Annotated in this window: 15 protein-coding genes; 10 read left to right on the top strand and 5 right to left on the bottom strand. The window is 65.2% G+C overall.

Annotation, left to right across the window (positions count from 1 at the left end):
- Positions 1–95 precede the first annotated feature (95 nt).
- The 3 genes from aroQ (at position 96) to accC (ending at position 2486) form a co-directional block, all read left to right on the top strand.
- Complete coding sequence (aroQ, locus tag C163_RS02870; RefSeq protein WP_003255330.1) at positions 96–551, top strand: type II 3-dehydroquinate dehydratase; 456 nt, start codon at positions 96–98, stop codon at positions 549–551.
- A 100-nt stretch (positions 552–651) separates the two neighbouring features.
- On the top strand, positions 652–1113 hold the full coding sequence (gene accB, locus C163_RS02865; protein ID WP_025337562.1) for an acetyl-CoA carboxylase biotin carboxyl carrier protein: 462 nt from the start codon (positions 652–654) through the stop codon (positions 1111–1113).
- A 17-nt stretch (positions 1114–1130) separates the two neighbouring features.
- Complete coding sequence (gene accC, locus C163_RS02860) at positions 1131–2486, top strand: acetyl-CoA carboxylase biotin carboxylase subunit (RefSeq protein WP_003257054.1); 1356 nt, start codon at positions 1131–1133, stop codon at positions 2484–2486.
- A gap of 192 nt (positions 2487–2678) precedes the next feature.
- Here the strand turns inward: accC and C163_RS02855 are convergent, their stop codons facing one another.
- Positions 2679–4532: a sigma-54-dependent Fis family transcriptional regulator gene (locus C163_RS02855; protein WP_025337561.1), complete on the bottom strand. Its 1854-nt coding sequence runs from the start codon at positions 4530–4532 to the stop codon at positions 2679–2681.
- Between the two features lie 283 nt (positions 4533–4815).
- Between C163_RS02855 and C163_RS02850 the strand changes: the two genes are divergently transcribed.
- The 7 genes from C163_RS02850 (at position 4816) to C163_RS02820 (ending at position 13053) form a co-directional block, all read left to right on the top strand.
- Positions 4816–5871 (top strand): ATP-NAD kinase family protein, encoded by a 1056-nt coding sequence (locus C163_RS02850; RefSeq protein WP_025337560.1) that lies wholly within the window; start codon positions 4816–4818, stop codon positions 5869–5871.
- A 22-nt stretch (positions 5872–5893) separates the two neighbouring features.
- Positions 5894–6871, top strand: coding sequence for a thiamine pyrophosphate-dependent dehydrogenase E1 component subunit alpha (locus tag C163_RS02845; protein WP_025337559.1), 978 nt, complete (start codon positions 5894–5896; stop codon positions 6869–6871).
- Positions 6872–6904: 33 nt separating this feature from the next.
- Complete coding sequence (locus C163_RS02840; protein ID WP_013970705.1) at positions 6905–7927, top strand: alpha-ketoacid dehydrogenase subunit beta; 1023 nt, start codon at positions 6905–6907, stop codon at positions 7925–7927.
- Positions 7924–9030, top strand: coding sequence for an acetoin dehydrogenase dihydrolipoyllysine-residue acetyltransferase subunit (locus C163_RS02835; protein WP_025337558.1), 1107 nt, complete (start codon positions 7924–7926; stop codon positions 9028–9030). Before C163_RS02840 ends, C163_RS02835 begins: the two co-directional genes overlap by 4 nt.
- A gap of 52 nt (positions 9031–9082) precedes the next feature.
- On the top strand, positions 9083–10147 hold the full coding sequence (locus tag C163_RS02830; RefSeq protein WP_230386520.1) for a 2,3-butanediol dehydrogenase: 1065 nt from the start codon (positions 9083–9085) through the stop codon (positions 10145–10147).
- 500 nt (positions 10148–10647) lie between these two features.
- On the top strand, positions 10648–12381 hold the full coding sequence (locus tag C163_RS02825) for a C13 family peptidase (RefSeq protein ID WP_025337556.1): 1734 nt from the start codon (positions 10648–10650) through the stop codon (positions 12379–12381).
- A gap of 27 nt (positions 12382–12408) precedes the next feature.
- Positions 12409–13053, top strand: a complete 645-nt coding sequence (locus C163_RS02820; protein WP_025337555.1) for an oxidoreductase — start codon at positions 12409–12411, stop codon at positions 13051–13053.
- 109 nt (positions 13054–13162) lie between these two features.
- Here C163_RS02820 and C163_RS02815 read toward each other — a convergent pair whose 3' ends face one another.
- From C163_RS02815 to C163_RS02800, 4 genes are all read right to left on the bottom strand, one after another.
- The gene (locus C163_RS02815; RefSeq protein WP_025337554.1) at positions 13163–13450 is read right to left on the bottom strand and encodes a YceK/YidQ family lipoprotein; all 288 of its coding nucleotides are present in this window, start codon (positions 13448–13450) and stop codon (positions 13163–13165) included.
- Positions 13447–14076 (bottom strand): flavin prenyltransferase UbiX, encoded by a 630-nt coding sequence (gene ubiX / locus C163_RS02810; RefSeq protein ID WP_013970698.1) that lies wholly within the window; start codon positions 14074–14076, stop codon positions 13447–13449. The genes C163_RS02815 and ubiX overlap by 4 nt, the downstream gene beginning before the upstream one ends.
- A complete protein-coding gene (gene mpl, locus C163_RS02805) occupies positions 14073–15422 on the bottom strand; it encodes a UDP-N-acetylmuramate:L-alanyl-gamma-D-glutamyl-meso-diaminopimelate ligase (protein ID WP_025337553.1) in 1350 nt (449 codons plus the stop codon). The genes ubiX and mpl overlap by 4 nt, the downstream gene beginning before the upstream one ends.
- A gap of 66 nt (positions 15423–15488) precedes the next feature.
- Positions 15489–17477 (bottom strand): sigma-54-dependent Fis family transcriptional regulator, encoded by a 1989-nt coding sequence (locus C163_RS02800; RefSeq protein WP_025337552.1) that lies wholly within the window; start codon positions 17475–17477, stop codon positions 15489–15491.
- Positions 17478–17533 lie beyond the last annotated feature (56 nt).

The raw sequence follows: 17533 nt of genomic DNA, 5'->3' as shown, positions 1-17533 counted from the left end.
TGCTGGCTATTGCCGGGAACTGGACACTTGCCGTCGCTTTACGGCACACTCGCCGCGCTGTGTCGAATTGCCCTACAAATCCAAGGAATCCGCAGATGGCAACGCTACTGGTGCTCCACGGCCCCAACCTCAACCTGCTCGGTACCCGCGAGCCTGGCCACTACGGCGCCGTGACCCTGGCCCAGATCAACCAGGACCTGGAGCAACGTGCCCGCGCCGCAGGCCACCATCTGCAGTACCTGCAGAGCAACGCCGAATACGAACTGATCGACCGCATTCACGCCGCACGCAACGAGGGTGTGGACTTCATCCTGATCAATCCGGCTGCTTTCACCCACACAAGCGTCGCATTACGTGACGCATTGCTTGCGGTGAGCATCCCATTCATCGAAGTGCACTTGTCCAACGTGCACAAACGCGAACCGTTCCGCCACCACTCCTACTTTTCCGATGTTGCCGTAGGGGTGATTTGCGGCCTGGGCGCCAGCGGTTATCGCCTGGCCCTGGAGTCCGCGCTGGAACAACTGGCTGCCAACGCACAGCCCAAATGATGAAAACCCTGGCCTCAGTGGGCCAGGGTTCGAGAGAAACGTTTCAGATACGTTTTTTTGTATTTCGCCCCCTGACCGAACCTTTGGGAGTTGATGATTAATGGATATCCGTAAAGTCAAGAAACTGATCGAGCTGCTGGAAGAGTCTGGCATCGACGAACTGGAGATCAAGGAAGGCGAAGAGTCGGTCCGTATCAGCCGTCACAGCAAGACCCCAGCTGCCCAGCAGTACTTCGCACCGGCTCCGGTAGCCGCTGCCCCTGTTGCTGCCCCGGTCGCCGCTGCCGCTCCGGCCGCTGAAGCCGTTGCCGCTGCCCCGGCCCTGAAAGGCACCGTGATCCGCTCGCCGATGGTAGGTACCTTCTACCGCAAGCCTTCGCCGACCTCGCCGAACTTCGCTGAAGTTGGCCAGACCGTGAAGAAAGGCGACACCCTGTGCATCGTCGAAGCCATGAAGATGATGAACCACATCGAAGCCGATGTTGGCGGTGTCATCGACGCCATCCTGGTAGAAGACGGCCAGCCGGTTGAGTTCGACCAGCCGCTGTTCACCGTCGTTTGAATCGCGGAGAGCCAACGATGTCTGGGAAGCTCGAAAAAGTCCTGATCGCCAACCGCGGGGAAATTGCCCTGCGGATCCTGCGTGCCTGCAAAGAGCTGGGTATCAAGACCGTCGCCGTGCACTCCACTGCCGACCGTGAACTGATGCACCTGGGCCTGGCAGACGAGTCGGTCTGCATCGGCCCTGCATCGTCCAAGGATTCCTACCTGCATATCCCGGCGATCATCGCTGCCGCCGAAGTGACCGGCGCCACCGCGATCCACCCGGGCTACGGCTTCCTGGCGGAAAACGCCGATTTCGCCGAGCAGGTGGAAAAATCCGGTTTCGCCTTCATCGGCCCGAAAGCCGACACCATTCGCCTGATGGGCGACAAGGTTTCGGCCAAGGACGCGATGATCAAGTCGGGCGTACCGACCGTGCCGGGCTCCGATGGCCCGCTGCCGGAAGATGAAGAAGTCGCCCTGGCGATTGCCCGTGACGTCGGCTACCCGGTGATCATCAAGGCCGCCGGTGGCGGTGGTGGTCGCGGCATGCGCGTGGTGCACAAGGAAGAGGACCTGATTTCCTCGGCCAAGCTCACCCGTACCGAAGCCGGTGCAGCCTTCGGCAACCCGATGGTCTACCTGGAGAAGTTCCTGACCAACCCACGTCACGTGGAAGTACAGGTACTGTCCGACGGCCAGGGCAACGCCATCCACCTGGGCGACCGTGACTGCTCGCTGCAGCGCCGTCACCAGAAGGTACTGGAAGAAGCGCCAGCCCCGGGCATCGACGAGAAAGCCCGTCAGGAAGTGTTCAAGCGCTGCGTCGATGCGTGCATCGAGATCGGCTACCGTGGTGCGGGTACTTTCGAGTTCCTGTACGAGAACGGCCGCTTCTACTTCATCGAGATGAACACCCGCGTGCAGGTTGAGCACCCGGTGTCGGAGATGGTGACCGGTATCGACATCGTCAAGGAGATGCTGAGCATCGCCGCTGGCAACAAGCTGTCGTTCCGCCAGGAAGACGTGGTCATCCGTGGCCATGCGCTGGAATGCCGTATCAACGCCGAAGACCCGAAGAAGTTCATTCCGAGCCCAGGCAAGGTGAAGCACTTCCACGCCCCGGGCGGCAACGGCGTGCGTGTGGATTCGCACCTGTACAGCGGTTACTCGGTTCCGCCGAACTACGACTCGCTGATCGGCAAGCTGATCACCTACGGCAAGGACCGCGACGAAGCCATGGCGCGCATGCGCAATGCCCTGGACGAGATCGTCGTCGACGGCATCAAGACCAACATCCCGCTGCACCGCGACCTGGTGCGTGATGAAGGTTTCTGCAAAGGCGGCGTCAACATTCACTACCTCGAGCACAAACTGGCTAGCCAGGAGTGATCGCGTAGTGTGATGTACCGAAACCCCGGACTTGTGCCGGGGTTTTTTATTGCCTGGGGGATCCTGGGGGCGCGTTGCGGCCCATCGCGACACAAGGCCGCTCCTACAGGAGATCGCGCAATCCTTGGGCTGGCGCTGTGCCTGTAGGAGCGGCCTTGTGTCGCGAAAGGGGCGCAACGCGCCCCCAGGACCCTACCCCTTCATCCGCGGCATCTCGATGTGGTGCTCATGCACCCGCCGGTACAAGGTCGCCCGCGATATCCCCAAAGCCCGCGCCGCATCGGCCGGCTTCCAGCGATGGCGGATCAGCGCATCCAGCAGCAACTGCCGGGCCGGACAAGACATGCTGCTTTCCGCCGAAGCGACCACCTCGCCACGTACTTCCTGCGGCAGGTCCTGCACCTGTACCCGCCCGCCCTCACTCACCGCACAGGCATAGCGCAACACCTGCCGCAGCTGGCGCAAATTCCCCGGCCAGCGGTAAACCAGCAGCGCCTGCAGCGCATCATCCGCCAACACCACCTCGACCCCGCAGGCCTCGGCCTCCTCGGCCAGCAACTGGTGAATCAATCCCAAGCGGTCCTCACGCTCGCGCAGCGGCGGCAACTCGAAGCGGGCATTGGCCAGGCGGAAGTACAGGTCCTCACGAAAACGCCCATCCTCCACCATCGCCGCCAAATCGCGGTGGGTCGCGCAAATCACCTGGATATCCACCCGCTCCCGCCGCGCCGCGCCCAGCGGCGCCACTTCACCCTCGGCCAGCACGCGCAGCAACCGGGTTTGCAGGTTCAGCGGCATGTCGCCGATTTCGTCAAGGAACAGCGTGCCGCCATCGGCCTGCTGCAACAGCCCCTGCATGCCTTTGCTGGAAGCCCCGGTGAAGGCCCCGGCCACATAGCCGAACAGCTCGCTCTCGATCAGGCTTTCCGGAATGGCCGCACAGTTCAGGGTGACGAACGGGCCAGCGCGACGCAGGCTTTGCTGATGCAACTGGCGGGCGAACACCTCTTTGCCGGCCCCCGTCTCGCCTTGCACAAGCACCGCCAGGTTGCAGTCCTTGACCCGCGTGGCCAGGCGCAAATGCTGCTCGATGCGGGCGTCCTGGGCCTGGCGCAACGGCTGCGCACGCTGGCGCTGGCGGGGTGCGCTGACCCGGCCGTACAGCCCACCCAGGCCCGGCAGGCGCTGGGCAGACGATGCGTTCACGCGGCGCAGCTGGTCCATGTCGAACAGCTCGCCAATGTGCTCGGGCAAACGCCCCAGGTGCTCCACCAGCCGCTGGCGCGCCAGGCTGTTGATCGCCTGCAGGAGGCCATCGCCATCCCAGGCCAGCAGGTAGTCGGGCTGGCTTTCCACATAACCCGGCGTGCCATGGGCACGCATCACCCAATGGCCCTGGGCACTGTGCATGAAGAAGGCATTTTCGATCTCGCGGGCAGTCTGCTCGACCAGTTGGCGGATCAGGTGCTGGCTGCGGCGGTCGTCCGGCGACTGCAAGGCCGAGACATCCACCACGCCCAGCAACTCGCCCAGCGGGTCGAACACCGGTGCCGCCGTACAGGTCAGGCCAATGAACGCAGCGCGGAAGTGGTCGCGCTTGTGCACCGTGACCGGCGCCTTGCTGGTCAACACCGCCGCCACGCCGCAGGTGCCCTCCTCGCCCTCCGACCAGCACGTGCCCAGGTACAGCCCGGCCTTGCGGCAGTCGTTGCGGATGGCCGACTCGACCCGGTAATCGATGGTGCGCCCCAAGGCATCGGTGAGGAGCACGCAGTAGTCGGCACCGCGCACCCGCTCATGCAGGCGGGCCACGGCATCGCTGGCGATACGCAGGAACAGTTCGGCGCGCTCGCGGCATTCGTTGAGCAGGCTTTGGGACAGGATGCGCGGCCCCTGCTGGGACCCGGGGTCGAGGCGGTACAGCTCCATGGAACGGCGCCATGAATCGAGGATCAGCGGTGGCACCGGCGCCTGCGGCAGGCGGTCGGCATTCTTCAGCACCCTGCTGACGCAGTCGACATGGGCTCGGGAGTTCGCGGCAAGCATTCAGGCCCTCCGGTTCTCGTTGCTGTTTTTATCGTTGTCCGGCCATTAAGCGCTTCCGGGCATGCCCCGACAAGCACTGCGTGATTACCGGCCCGCTTGAGACGCAGCGTCTCAGCGTCTCGGCAAGGTCGGCCCCGCACTGGCACCGGGCGTCTCGCCAGCAGAACCATCAGCACCTGCCTGAGCGTAGTAAAACCGCTCTATTACAGGCATTTCAGCCAATTCAAAAGAAGCTGGCACCGTGCTTGCTCCTGCCCTGGCAAACAAGAATACGAGGTGCGCCATGCCGCTACCCGCCCCGATCGTCGGGATCATTGCCAACCCTGCCTCTGGCCGCGACCTGCGCCGCCTGACCGCCAACGCCGGGCTCTATTCGAGCACCGACAAGGCTTCGGCGATCCAGCGCCTGCTGGCCGCCTTCGGTGCCACCGGCATCGGCCAGGTGCTGCTGCCCAGTGACATGACCGGCATTGCCGCCGCCGTGCTCAAGGCCAGCCAGGGCCCGGTCGCCCGTGACCAGCACTGGCCGGCCATCGAAATACTCGACCTGCCGCTGACCCAGACCGTTGCCGATACCCGCCTGGCCACCCGCCGCATGGTCGAACGCGGTGTGGCGATGATCGCCGTGCTTGGCGGCGACGGCACCCACAAGGCAGTTGCTGCCGAGGCCGGTGACGTACCGCTGCTGACTTTGTCCACCGGCACCAACAATGCCTTCCCCGAACTGCGCGAAGCCACCAGCGCCGGCCTGGCCGGTGGCCTGCTTGCCAGCGGCCGGGTACCGGCCAGCATCGGCCTGCGCCGCAACAAGCGCCTGCTGGTTAAGGTGCCCGAACAACAGCTTGCCGAATGGGCCCTGGTGGAGGTGGCGGTGTCGCCCCAGCGCTTCATCGGCGCTCGGGCACTGAGCCGCAGCGAGGACCTTTGCGAAGTCTTCGCCTGTTTCGCCGAACCCCATGCCATCGGCCTCTCGGCGCTGTGCGGCCTGTGGTGCCCGGTCTCGCGCCAGGACCCGCACGGCGCCTGGGTACGCCTGAACCCCGGCGCCGAGCAGGCGCTGCTGGCGCCGCTGGCACCCGGCCTGCTGCAAGGCTGCGGCATCACCGCCAGCGGCCCACTGACGCCCGGCGTAGCCCATCGCCTGAGCCTGGCCAGCGGCACCCTGGCATTGGACGGCGAGCGCGAAATCGAATTCGCCGAGCACGACACCCCAACCATCACCCTCGATCACCAAGGCCCGTTGAGCGTGGATGTCGAGGCCGTGCTGGCGCATGCCGCCCGCCATCACCTGCTGGCCGTACCGCGCGGCCACCGGTTGCACCCTGCAAACCCGTGTTGAGACAACCCTGGAGAACAACAAGATGTCCAATCAACTCAGTACTGAACAATTGCTGCATGCCTATGAAGTGATGCGCACCATCCGCGCCTTCGAAGAACGCCTGCACGTGGAGTTCGCCACCGGCGAGATCCCCGGCTTCGTCCACCTGTATGCCGGCGAAGAGGCTTCCGCGGCCGGGGTGATGGCCCACCTGCGCGACAGCGACTGCATCGCCTCGACCCACCGTGGCCATGGCCACTGCATCGCCAAGGGCGTGGATGTGTACGGCATGATGGCCGAAATCTACGGCAAGAAGACCGGCGTGTGCGGTGGCAAGGGCGGTTCGATGCATATCGCCGACCTGGAAAAAGGCATGCTCGGCGCCAACGGCATCGTCGGTGCCGGTGCACCGCTGGTAGCCGGGGCCGGGCTGGCTGCCAAGATCAAGGGCAACGACGATGTGTCGGTGGCCTTCTTCGGCGATGGCGCTTCCAACGAAGGCGCCGTGTTCGAAGCCATGAACATGGCCTCGATCATGAACCTGCCGTGCATCTTCGTGGCCGAGAACAACGGCTACGCCGAAGCCACCGCCTCGACCTGGTCGGTTGCCTGCGACCATATCGCCGACCGCGCGGCCGGGTTCGGCATGCCCGGTGTCACCATCGACGGTTTCGACTTCTTTGCCGTGTACGAGGCCGCCGGTGCTGCCATCGAACGCGCCCGCTCCGGGCAAGGCCCGTCGCTGATCGAGGTCAAGCTCAGCCGCTACTACGGCCATTTCGAAGGCGATGCACAAACCTACCGCGCGCCGGACGAAGTCAAGAACCTGCGCGAATCCCGCGACTGCCTCATGCAGTTCCGCAACAAGACCACCCGCGCCGGCCTGCTCACGGCTGCGCAACTGGACGCCATCGACGCTCGCGTCGAGGACCTGATCGAAGACGCCGTGCGCCGCGCCAAGTCCGATCCCAAGCCACAGCCCGCCGACCTGCTCACCGACGTCTACGTCGCCTACCCCTGAGCCGCGGATTACAAGAACAACAGGAGAATCACCATGGCAAGAAAGATCAGCTACCAGCAGGCCATCAACGAAGCCCTGGCCCAGGAAATGCGCCGCGACAATACGGTGTTCATCATTGGCGAAGACGTTGCCGGCGGCGCCGGTGCCCCCGGCGAGGATGACGCCTGGGGTGGCGTGCTGGGCGTGACCAAGGGCCTTTACCATCAGTTCCCGGGGCGCGTGCTCGACGCGCCGCTGTCGGAAATCGGCTACGTCGGCGCCGCCGTCGGTGCTGCCACCCAGGGCCTGCGCCCGGTGTGCGAGCTGATGTTCGTCGACTTCGCCGGCTGCTGCCTGGACCAGATCCTCAACCAGGCCGCCAAGTTCCGCTACATGTTCGGCGGCAAGGCGGTCACCCCGCTGGTGATGCGCACCATGTACGGCGCCGGCCTGCGCGCGGCGGCCCAGCACTCGCAGATGCTCACCTCGCTGTGGACGCACATTCCCGGCCTGAAGGTGGTCTGCCCGTCCTCGCCGTACGATGCCAAGGGCCTGTTGATTCAGGCGATCCGCGACAACGACCCGGTGATCTTCTGCGAGCACAAGCTGCTCTACAGCATGCAAGGCGAGGTGCCGGAAGAGGTCTACACCGTGCCGTTTGGCGAAGCCAACTTCCTGCGCGATGGTGACGACGTGACCCTGGTCACCTATGGCCGCATGGTGCATGTGGCGCTGGAAGCAGCCAACAACCTGGCCCGCCAGGGTATCGACTGCGAGGTGCTGGACCTGCGCACCACCAGCCCGCTGGACGAGGACAGCATCCTGGAAAGCGTGGAAAAGACCGGCCGCCTGGTGGTGATCGACGAAGCCAACCCGCGTTGCTCCATGGCCACCGACATCAGCGCGCTGGTGGCACAGAAGGCCTTCGGCGCGCTCAAGGGCCCGATCGAAATGGTCACCGCCCCGCATACTCCCGTGCCGTTCTCCGATGCATTGGAAGACCTGTACATCCCTGACGCGGCGAAGATCGAGGCTGCGGTACGCAAAGTGATCGAAGCCGCAAGGAGTGCCGCATGAGCCAGATCCATACCCTGACCATGCCCAAGTGGGGCCTGTCGATGACCGAGGGCCGGGTGGACACCTGGCTGAAACAGGAAGGTGACGAAATCAACAAGGGCGACGAGGTGCTGGACGTCGAGACCGACAAGATCAGCAGCAGCGTCGAAGCCCCGTTCAGCGGAGTGTTGCGCCGCCAGGTGGCCAAACCGGATGAAACCCTGCCGGTCGGTGCCCTGCTGGCGGTGGTGGTGGAAGGCGAAGCCGAAGAAGCTGAAATCGATGCCGTGGTGCAGCGCTTCCAGGCCGAGTTCGTCGCCGAGGGTGGCGCCGACCAGGCCCAGGGGCCGGCCCCGCAGAAGGCGCAAGTGGGGGGCCGCCTGCTGCGCTGGTTCGAGCTGGGCGAAGGTGGCACGCCACTGGTGTTGGTGCATGGTTTTGGCGGCGACCTCAACAACTGGCTGTTCAACCACCCGGCGCTGGCTGCCGAGCGACGGGTGATCGCCCTCGACCTGCCGGGCCATGGCGAGTCGGCCAAGGCCCTGCAACGGGGCGACCTGGATGAGTTGAGCGAAACCGTGCTGGCCCTGCTCGACCACCTGGACATCGCCAAGGCCCACCTGGCCGGCCACTCCATGGGCGGCGCGGTCAGCCTGAACGTGGCGCGCCTGGCGTCGCAGCGGGTGGCCAGCCTGAGCCTGGTGGCCAGTGCCGGGCTGGGCGAGGCGATAAACGGGCAGTACCTGCAAGGCTTCGTCGCTGCCGCCAACCGCAATGCCCTCAAGCCGCAGATGGTGCAGCTGTTTGCCGACCCGGCACTGGTCACCCGGCAGATGCTGGAGGACATGCTCAAGTTCAAGCGCCTGGAAGGGGTGGACGACGCGTTGCGCCTGTTGGCATCGGCCATCGCCGACGGCGACCGGCAGCGCCACGACCTGCGCGGGGTGCTCGGGCAGCACCCGGCCCTGGTGGTGTGGGGCGGCAAGGACGCGATCATCCCGGCTAGCCATGCCGAAGGGCTGGAGGCTGAAGTGCTGGTGCTGCCCGAGGCTGGGCACATGGTGCAGATGGAGGCGGCCGAACAGGTCAACCAGCAACTGCTCGCGTTCCTGCGCAAGCACTAAGCCCTTTCCGTGAGCCTGGAGAACAACAATGAATGACCTGAGCCACACCCACATGCGTGCCGCCGTCTGGCATGGCCGCAATGATATTCGCGTCGAACAGGTGCCCCTGCCGGCCGACCCTGCGCCCGGCTGGGTACAGATCAAGGTGGACTGGTGCGGCATCTGCGGCTCCGACCTGCACGAATACGTCGCCGGCCCGGTATTCATCCCGGTGGAGGCACCACACCCGCTGACCGGCATCCAGGGCCAGTGCATCCTCGGCCACGAGTTCTGCGGCCAGATCGCCAAGCTGGGTGAAGGCGTGGAAGGTTTTGCCGTCGGTGACCCGGTGGCTGCGGACGCCTGCCAGCATTGCGGCACCTGCTACTACTGCACCCACGGCCTGTACAACATCTGCGAGCGCCTGGCCTTCACCGGCCTGATGAACAACGGCGCCTTTGCCGAACTGGTCAACGTGCCCGCCAACCTGCTGTACCGGCTGCCGCAGGGTTTCCCGGCAGAGGCCGGGGCGCTGATCGAACCGCTGGCGGTGGGCATGCATGCGGTAAAGAAGGCCGGTAGCCTGCTTGGCCAGACGGTGGTGGTGGTCGGCGCCGGCACCATCGGCCTATGCACCATCATGTGTGCCAAGGCGGCAGGCGCGGCGCAGGTGATCGCCCTGGAAATGTCCTCGGCACGCAAGGCCAAGGCCAAAGAGGTTGGCGCCAGCGTGGTGCTGGACCCCAGCCAGTGCGACGCCCTGGCGGAAATCCGCAAGCTGACTGCCGGGCTGGGGGCGGATGTAAGCTTTGAATGCATCGGCAACAAGCACACGGCCAAGCTGGCCATCGACACCATCCGCAAGGCGGGCAAGTGCGTGTTGGTGGGGATATTCGAGGAGCCTAGCGAGTTCAACTTCTTCGAACTGGTGTCCACCGAAAAGCAGGTGCTGGGAGCGTTGGCGTACAACGGCGAGTTTGCCGATGTGATTGCCTTCATCGCTGACGGCAGGCTGGACATTCGCCCGCTGGTGACCGGGCGGATCGGGCTGGAGCAGATTGTCGAGCTGGGCTTCGAGGAGTTGGTCAACAACAAGGAGGAGAACGTGAAGATCATCGTTTCGCCGGGAGTGCGCTGATTGCACCTCAAAGGCAACACGGAACCTGTGGGAGCGGGCGTGCCCGCGAGCAGGCGACGCGGTGGATGGCACCGGCTTCGCCGGTGTTCGCGGCTAAAGCCGCTCCCACAGGTATTGCGCAAAGTTGAAAGTCCCCGCAAAACCTGTGGGAGCGGGTTCACCCGCGAAGCAGGCGACGCGGTGCCTGGCACCGGCTTCGCCGGTGTTCGCGGCTAAAGCCGCTCCCACAGGTATTGCGCAAAGTTGAAAGTCCCCGCAAAACCTGTGGGAGCGGGTTCACCCGCGAAGCAGGCGACGCGGTGCATGGCACCGGCTCCGCCGGTGTTCGCGGCTAAAGCCGCTCCCACAGGTATTGCGCAAAACTGAAAGTCACCGCTCCCACAGGTTCCGTGCCAGCTTTGGATGCAGTGCAGGCTCGAGAGCTGCGCCAGCACATGCCTTCGCTGTTTCAGGATCCCATTCTGCGTCATACTCGGCAGACCTATTGCCCGGTTCTCGCCATGCGTTCACTGCTCCCCGTCACCCTGGTCCTGCTGCTCGCCGCCTGCGGCGATGGCGAATCGCTGCTCCCGCCGGACGCGCGCCTGCCTGACGGTGGGCGGTATCGGGGGCAGGTGGTCGATGGCCTGCTGCAAGGCGAGGGACGGATCGACTACCCCAACGGCAGCTGGTACGCCGGTACCTTCAAGGACGGCCAATGGCACGGCCAGGGCGAATGGCACGGCCGCAACGGCGAGGTGTACCGCGGCCAGTTCGCCGCAGGGCTGTTCCAGGGGCTGGGTGAGCTGAATACCCCGGGCAGCCACTATGCCGGCACCTTCAGCCACGGCCGCCGCGACGGCGAAGGCACCCTCAAGCAAGCCGACCAGACCTACCGCGGCCAGTTCAAGGACGACCTGTACGAAGGCGCCGGCGAGCTGGAACTGGCCGACGGCAGCCGCTACCAGGGCCTGTTCGCCAAGGGCAAGCCCAACGGTGCCGGGGTGCGCAGCGATGCCAGCGGCAACCAGTTCAGCGGCCACTTCATCAACGGCCAGCTGGAAGGCAGCGGCACCTACGACAGCGTCGACGGCGAGCAGTACATCGGTGAGTTCAAGGACAACCGCCTGGAAGGCCGTGGCCGCTACGAAAATGCCGATGGTGATGTGTGGATCGGCGAATTCAAGGACGGCTCGCTGGTCGGCGAAGGCGAACTGCTGGGCAGCGATGGCAGCCACTACAAGGGCACCTTCGCCGACTGGCGCCTGTCGGGCCAGGGCAGCCTGCAACTGGCCGACGGCAGCAAGTACATCGGTGGCTTCCTCAACGATGCCTACCACGGCCAGGGTCGGCTGATCATGACCAACGGCAAGGTCGAAAGCGGCACCTGGAGCAACGGCGTGCGCGTACGGGACCAGAACGGCAAACTGTTGCCCGACCCGCTGGACCTGGCGCTGCTCAACCAGGGCCGTTTGCTGGACGAAGCGCTGGCCCGGGTACCGCGGTCGGCGCCAGCAGTCCAGCTGTACAGCCTGGTGGTGGGCGGCGATGGCCAGCAGAGCGTGTTCATGCGCGAAGCCGACTACGTCAGCAACATGCTCAAGGTGCGCTTTGGCGCCCGTGGCCAGGTGACCTTGGTCAACCACCGCGATCACATGACCACCCGCCCCATGGCCACGCGTGAAAACCTTACCCGCGCCGCCCGCACCCTGGCCGAGCGCAGCGGCCCCGAAGACCTGGTGTTCATCTACCTCACCAGCCATGGCAGCCACGACCACCAGCTGGTGTTCGACCAACCGCGCCTGCAACTGGCCGACCTGTCCGCCGACGAACTCGCCAGCGCCCTGGCACCGCTGAAGGACCGCGACAAGGTCATTGTCATATCCGCGTGCTATTCAGGGGGGTATATCGCCCCGCTCAAGGATGAGCGCACGCTGATCATGACCGCCGCCCGGGCCGACCGCGTGTCCTTCGGTTGCTCGGAAGAAGCCGATTTCACCTACTTCGGCGATGCCCTGTTCGCCGAAGCGCTGAACCAGACCGACGACCTGAAACAGGCGTTTGAACTGGCGCGCGCCAGCGTTGCCGAAAGAGAACAAAGGGAAGGTTTCGAGGCCTCTGAACCGCAGCTGTGGGCGCCGCCGAATGTGCTTGAGCACTGGCAGCACCTGCGCCGGCAACAGGCCGAAGAAGCATTGCGTAACGCCGCACAGGCCAACGTGGGGGAACAGGCGCAAACGCCCGGCAACCACTAAGCTTGTGTGTAACAAGGGAGAGACATCATGTATTTGACGCCTCAGCATGTCCTGCTTGCCGGTGCCACGGGTCTGACAGGTGAACACCTGCTCGACCGCCTGCTCAACGAGCCCACCATCACCCGCGTACTGGCGCCAACCCGCCGGCCACTGGCCGAGCACCCGCACCTGGAAAACCCGGTAGGCGACCCGGCGGTGTTCCTTCCACAGCTGGCAGGGCGGGTCGATATCGCCTACTGCTGCCTGGGCACCACGCTGAAGCAGGCCGGTTCCGAATCGGCCTTCCGCGCGGTGGACCTGGACATGGTGGTGGCGTTCAGCAAGCGCGCCCGGGAGTTGGGCGCACGGCATCTGCTGGTGGTCAGTGCCCTGGGCGCCGACCCGAAATCGTCGGTTTTCTACAACCGGGTCAAGGGCGAGATGGAAGAGGCACTCAAGGCCCAGGATTGGCCGCAGCTGACCATCGTGCGGCCATCGTTGCTGCTGGGCGAGCGGGTCGAGCCGCGGCTCAGCGAACAGTTGGCTTCGCCGTTTGCCAAGCTGATACCCGGAAAGTATCGGGGGATCGAGGCTTGTACCTTGGCCCGGGCGCTGTGGCGGCTGGCGCTGGAGGAAGAGGACGGGGTGCGGATTGTGGAGTCGGATGAGTTGCGCAGGTTGGGCAAGAAGTAGGCTTTACCTGCCAGGGCCTCTTCGCGGGTAAACCCGCTCCCACAGGAGTTGCACCGATCTCAGGCCTGGTGCAGTACCTGTGGGAGCGGGTTTACCCGCGAAAGGGCCCTTACAGGCCGCCGGTGGCCTGGAAGCCTACACCGGCTGCCGTGAGCAGCGACAACGGTAACAACAGGGTATCGAGCAACATGCTCCCCGGCAGGTCCAGCCCCGGATACGCCGGCGCATCAGCCCCGTAATGATCCCGCGGGCAGCACCCGCCATTGATCACATACAAGTCCAACCGGGTACCGGCATACACCACCGGTGCCCCGGGCTTGTTGGCATCCAGCGTGCGCACCGTGGCGCAGCCACCAAGCAGCACCAGCGCCAGCAAACCCGCCAGCGCTCGCTTCAATCATCCACCCCGAAGTGGTGCTCACCCCAGCGCGGCAACATGTCCTGGGGAATGTTCAGCAGGTTGAGAATGCGCGCCACCACGAAGTCGACCAGGTCGTCGATGGTCTGCGGCTGATGATAAAAGCCAGGCGCCGCCGGCAGGATCACCGCGCCCATCTGCGACAGCTTGAGCATGTTCTCCAGGTGGATGGTGGAGAAGGGCGCCTCGCGCGGCACCAGGATCAGCTGGCGGCGCTCCTTGAGGGTAACGTCGGCAGCACGTTCGATCAGGTTGTTGCAGGCACCGGTGGCAATCGCCGACAAGGTGCCGGTGGAACAGGGCACCACCACCATTGCCGCCGGGGCGCCGGAGCCGGAGGCCACCGGCGACATCCAGTCCTCCTTGCCATACACGCGGATCTGCCCGTCGGCAGCACCGGTATATTCGGTGAGGAAGGCTTGCATCGCCTGTGGCTTGGCCGGCAGCACCACGTCCGTCTCGGTAGCCATCACCAGTTGCGCGGCCTTGGAGATCAGGAAGTGCACCTCGCGGTCCTCACGCACCAGGCAGTCGAGCAGGCGCAGGCCATACTGGGCGCCAGAGGCACCCGTCATGGCCAGGGTGATGCGTTCCGGCCCGCTCACTTCAGTGCCTCGGCCAGCTTGCCGTGCAGGCCGCCGAAGCCGCCGTTGCTCATGATCACTACATGGGTGCCTGGACGGGCCTGGCCCTTGACCCGCTCGATGATCGCTTCGAGGCTGTCGGCCACCACGCTGGGCACTTTGCATTGCGCGGCGGTTGCAGCCAGGTCCCAGCCAAGGTTGGCCGGGGCGTACCAGATCACCTGGTCGGCGTCGTTGACGCTTTCCGGCAGGCCGTCACGGTGGGCACCGAGCTTCATCGAGTTGGAACGCGGCTCGATCACGGCGATCACCGAGGCCTCGCCGACGCGCTTGCGCAGGCCGTCGAGGGTGGTGGCGATGGCGGTCGGGTGGTGGGCGAAGTCATCGTAGATGGTCACGCCCTGCACTTCGGCAACCTTCTCCATGCGCCGCTTGACGCTCTTGAAGGCGCTCAGGCCTTCGATACCCATGGCTGGCACTACGCCTACATGGCGTGCCGCTGCCAGGGTGGCCAGGGCGTTGGCGACGTTGTGCTGGCCAGTCAGCGCCCAGTCCACCACGCCCTGCGCTTCGCCGTCGAACAGCACTTCGAAGCGCGAGCCGTCGGGGCTGAGCAGGCGGGCTTGCCACTGGCCACCTTCGCCGGTGGTCTGCACCGGGGTCCAGCAACCCATGCCGATCACCCGTTCCAGCGCCAGCTCGGTGGTGGGGTGGATGACCAGGCCTTCGCTGGGGATGGTGCGCACCAGGTGGTGGAACTGCCGCTCGATCGAGGCCAGGTCGGGGAAAATGTCCGCATGGTCGAACTCAAGGTTGTTGAGGATCGCCGTGCGCGGGTGGTAGTGGACGAACTTCGAACGCTTGTCGAAGAAGGCGCTGTCGTACTCGTCGGCTTCGACCACGAAGAACGGCGTATCGCCCAGGCGCGCCGACACCGAGAAGTTCTGCGGCACACCGCCAATCAGGAAGCCTGGGCTCATGCCGGCATGTTCCAGCACCCAGGCCAGCATGCTGCTGGTAGTGGTCTTGCCGTGGGTACCGGCAACGGCCAGCACCCAGCGGCCCTGCAACACGTGGTCGGCCAGCCACTGCGGGCCGGAAACATAGGGCAGGCCCTTGTTCAGCACGTATTCCACCGCCGGGTTGCCACGCGACATGGCGTTGCCGATCACCACCAGGTCTGGCGCCGGGTCCAGCTGGGCCGGGTCATAGCCTTGGGTCAGTTCGATGCCCTGGGCTTCGAGCTGGGTGCTCATCGGGGGATAGACGTTGGCGTCCGAGCCGGTGACGCGGTGGCCAAGTTCCTTGGCCAGCACCGCCAGCGAGCCCATGAAAGTGCCGCAAATACCGAGAATGTGAATATGCATGGTCGACCTCGCAAAACATCGAGGCAGGGTAGCCCAGGGCGCGACAAATCGCACCAGATGTTTCGCTCAGTCGGCCCTGGTGATGCCGTGTTTGCGCAGTTTTCGATACAAGGTATTACGGCTGATGCCCAAGTGCTCGGCGACACGGGTGAGGTGCCAGTGTTTTGCCTCTAGCGTCTCCAACAATGCTTGCCGCTCCGCATCCTGTAGGAGCGGCCTTGTGTCGCGATCGGGCTGCGAAGCAGCCCCTGCAAATTGGTCGGCGCGGCTGGGACCCTGGGGCCGCTCTGCGGCCCTTTCGCGACATAAGGCCGCTCCTACAGGGACGGTGCCGTTGCGGAGAATGGCGGGGAGATCAGGGAACATGATCCGGGAGTCTTCGCAAAGTGCCACCAGGGTACGCAGCACGTTGCGCATCTGCCGCACGTTGCCCGGCCAGGCGAAGTCGAGCAGTGCCTGCCGCGCCCTGGGCTCGATATCGATCGGTTCTCCCTGCGCCTCCTGACGCAGCAGAAAGTCCAGCAACTGCGCCTTGTCACTGCGCTCGCGCACCGCAGGCAATGCCACTTCCAGGCCATTAAGCCGGTAATACAGGTCCTCGCGGAAACTGCCCTGCTCCACCCGTTCCAGCAGGTCACGGTGAGTAGCGCTGACAATGCGCACGTCGACCGCCTGCGGCTCGCCACCGATCGGCACCACCTGGCGCTCCTCCAGCACGCGCAGCAGGCGGGTTTGTAGGGCCAGTGGCATGTCGCCAATCTCGTCCAGCAGCAAGGTGCCGCCATCGGCCTGCAGCAGCTTGCCGCGCATGCCTTCCTTGCGCGCACCGGTAAAGCTGCCGCCGCGGTAGCCGAACAGTTCGCTCTCGATCAGGCTTTCCGGGATCGAGGCGCAGTTGATGGCGACGAACCGCTTGCCGCGCCGCTCGCTGGCCTGGTGCACAGCCTGGGCAAAGGCCTCCTTGCCACAGCCGGTCTCGCCGCGCAGCAACAGCGGCACATCGCGCTCGAACACCCGCACGCTGCGGCGGAAGTCGTTCTGCAAGGCCGGGTCGAGCAGGCAGATAAGCGGCTCCACTTCTCGCGCGGGTCGCGGCTGGGCGGCCGGCACCGACCACACCGGTGCGCGCGCCTTGCCACGCAGGCTGGCGAACACCTGGCGCCCGTCCAGGGTATGCAGCGGCCAGGCCGTGCTGCCACCGGGCGTGGCGCGGCTGAACAGTTCGTCGTGGCTGCAAGCGAAAAAGCGTTCCAGCGGTTTGCCCAGCACGCCACCACGCACCGTGCCCAGCAGGTTAAGCGCGCTCTGGTTGGCGGCGCAGATGCGCCCGTCACCGTCGAACGCCAGCAGGCCTTCGCTGAACAGGCCGACCGACTCGGCCTGCAGGTGAAAACGCAGCAGCCATTGCTGTTCGAAATGGCGCAGGAAGTAGCAGCTTTCGATCATCTTCGCCGACAGGTTGACCAGGGCCATGGTGTGGAACTGGCTTTGGCGGGAAACGTCGGGCCGCGCCGAAGACACATCCAGCACTGCCAGCAACTCGCCATGCGGGTCGAACACCGGGCTGGCCGAGCAGGTCAGGCCGGTGTGGCGACCACGGAAGTGCTCGTTCTGGTGAATGGTCAGTGCCTGGCGTTCGACCAGGCAGGTGCCGATGCCGTTGGTGCCCTCGCGCGCCTCGCTCCAGTCAGCGCCCAGCCACAGCCCGGCGCGCTCGAAGCTGCGCCGCTCGGTCGGCGCGCTGACGCAATTCAGGATCACCCCACGGGCATCGGTCAGCAGCACCGCATGGCCGGCACCGGAAAGCTGCTGGTGCAGGCTGTTCATTTCATGGTCGGCAATCTGCAGCACCTGGCGCAGGCGCTCGCGGCTTTCCAGCAGGCGCCCATGCTCGAGCACCACCGGGGCCTCGATCACCGACGGGTCGAGGTGGTAGTCCTCCAGGCAGCGCAGCCAGGAGCGGGCGATGGAGGGGTCACTGCCGCCCTCCCCGGCCCCACCATGCGCGACGGTATGGACTTGCTGGGCATGGCGACTGAAATGATTGCTCTGCATTGTTGTAGTTCTCCGCAGATAGAGAGTCCCGCCAGCATCCTCCACCCGGGAAGGCT

Source organism: Pseudomonas sp. FGI182 (assembly GCF_000511325.1).
Taxonomy (GTDB): Bacteria; Pseudomonadota; Gammaproteobacteria; order Pseudomonadales; family Pseudomonadaceae; genus Aquipseudomonas; species Aquipseudomonas putida_Z.
This window is presented reverse-complemented; position numbering and strand designations above follow the sequence as displayed.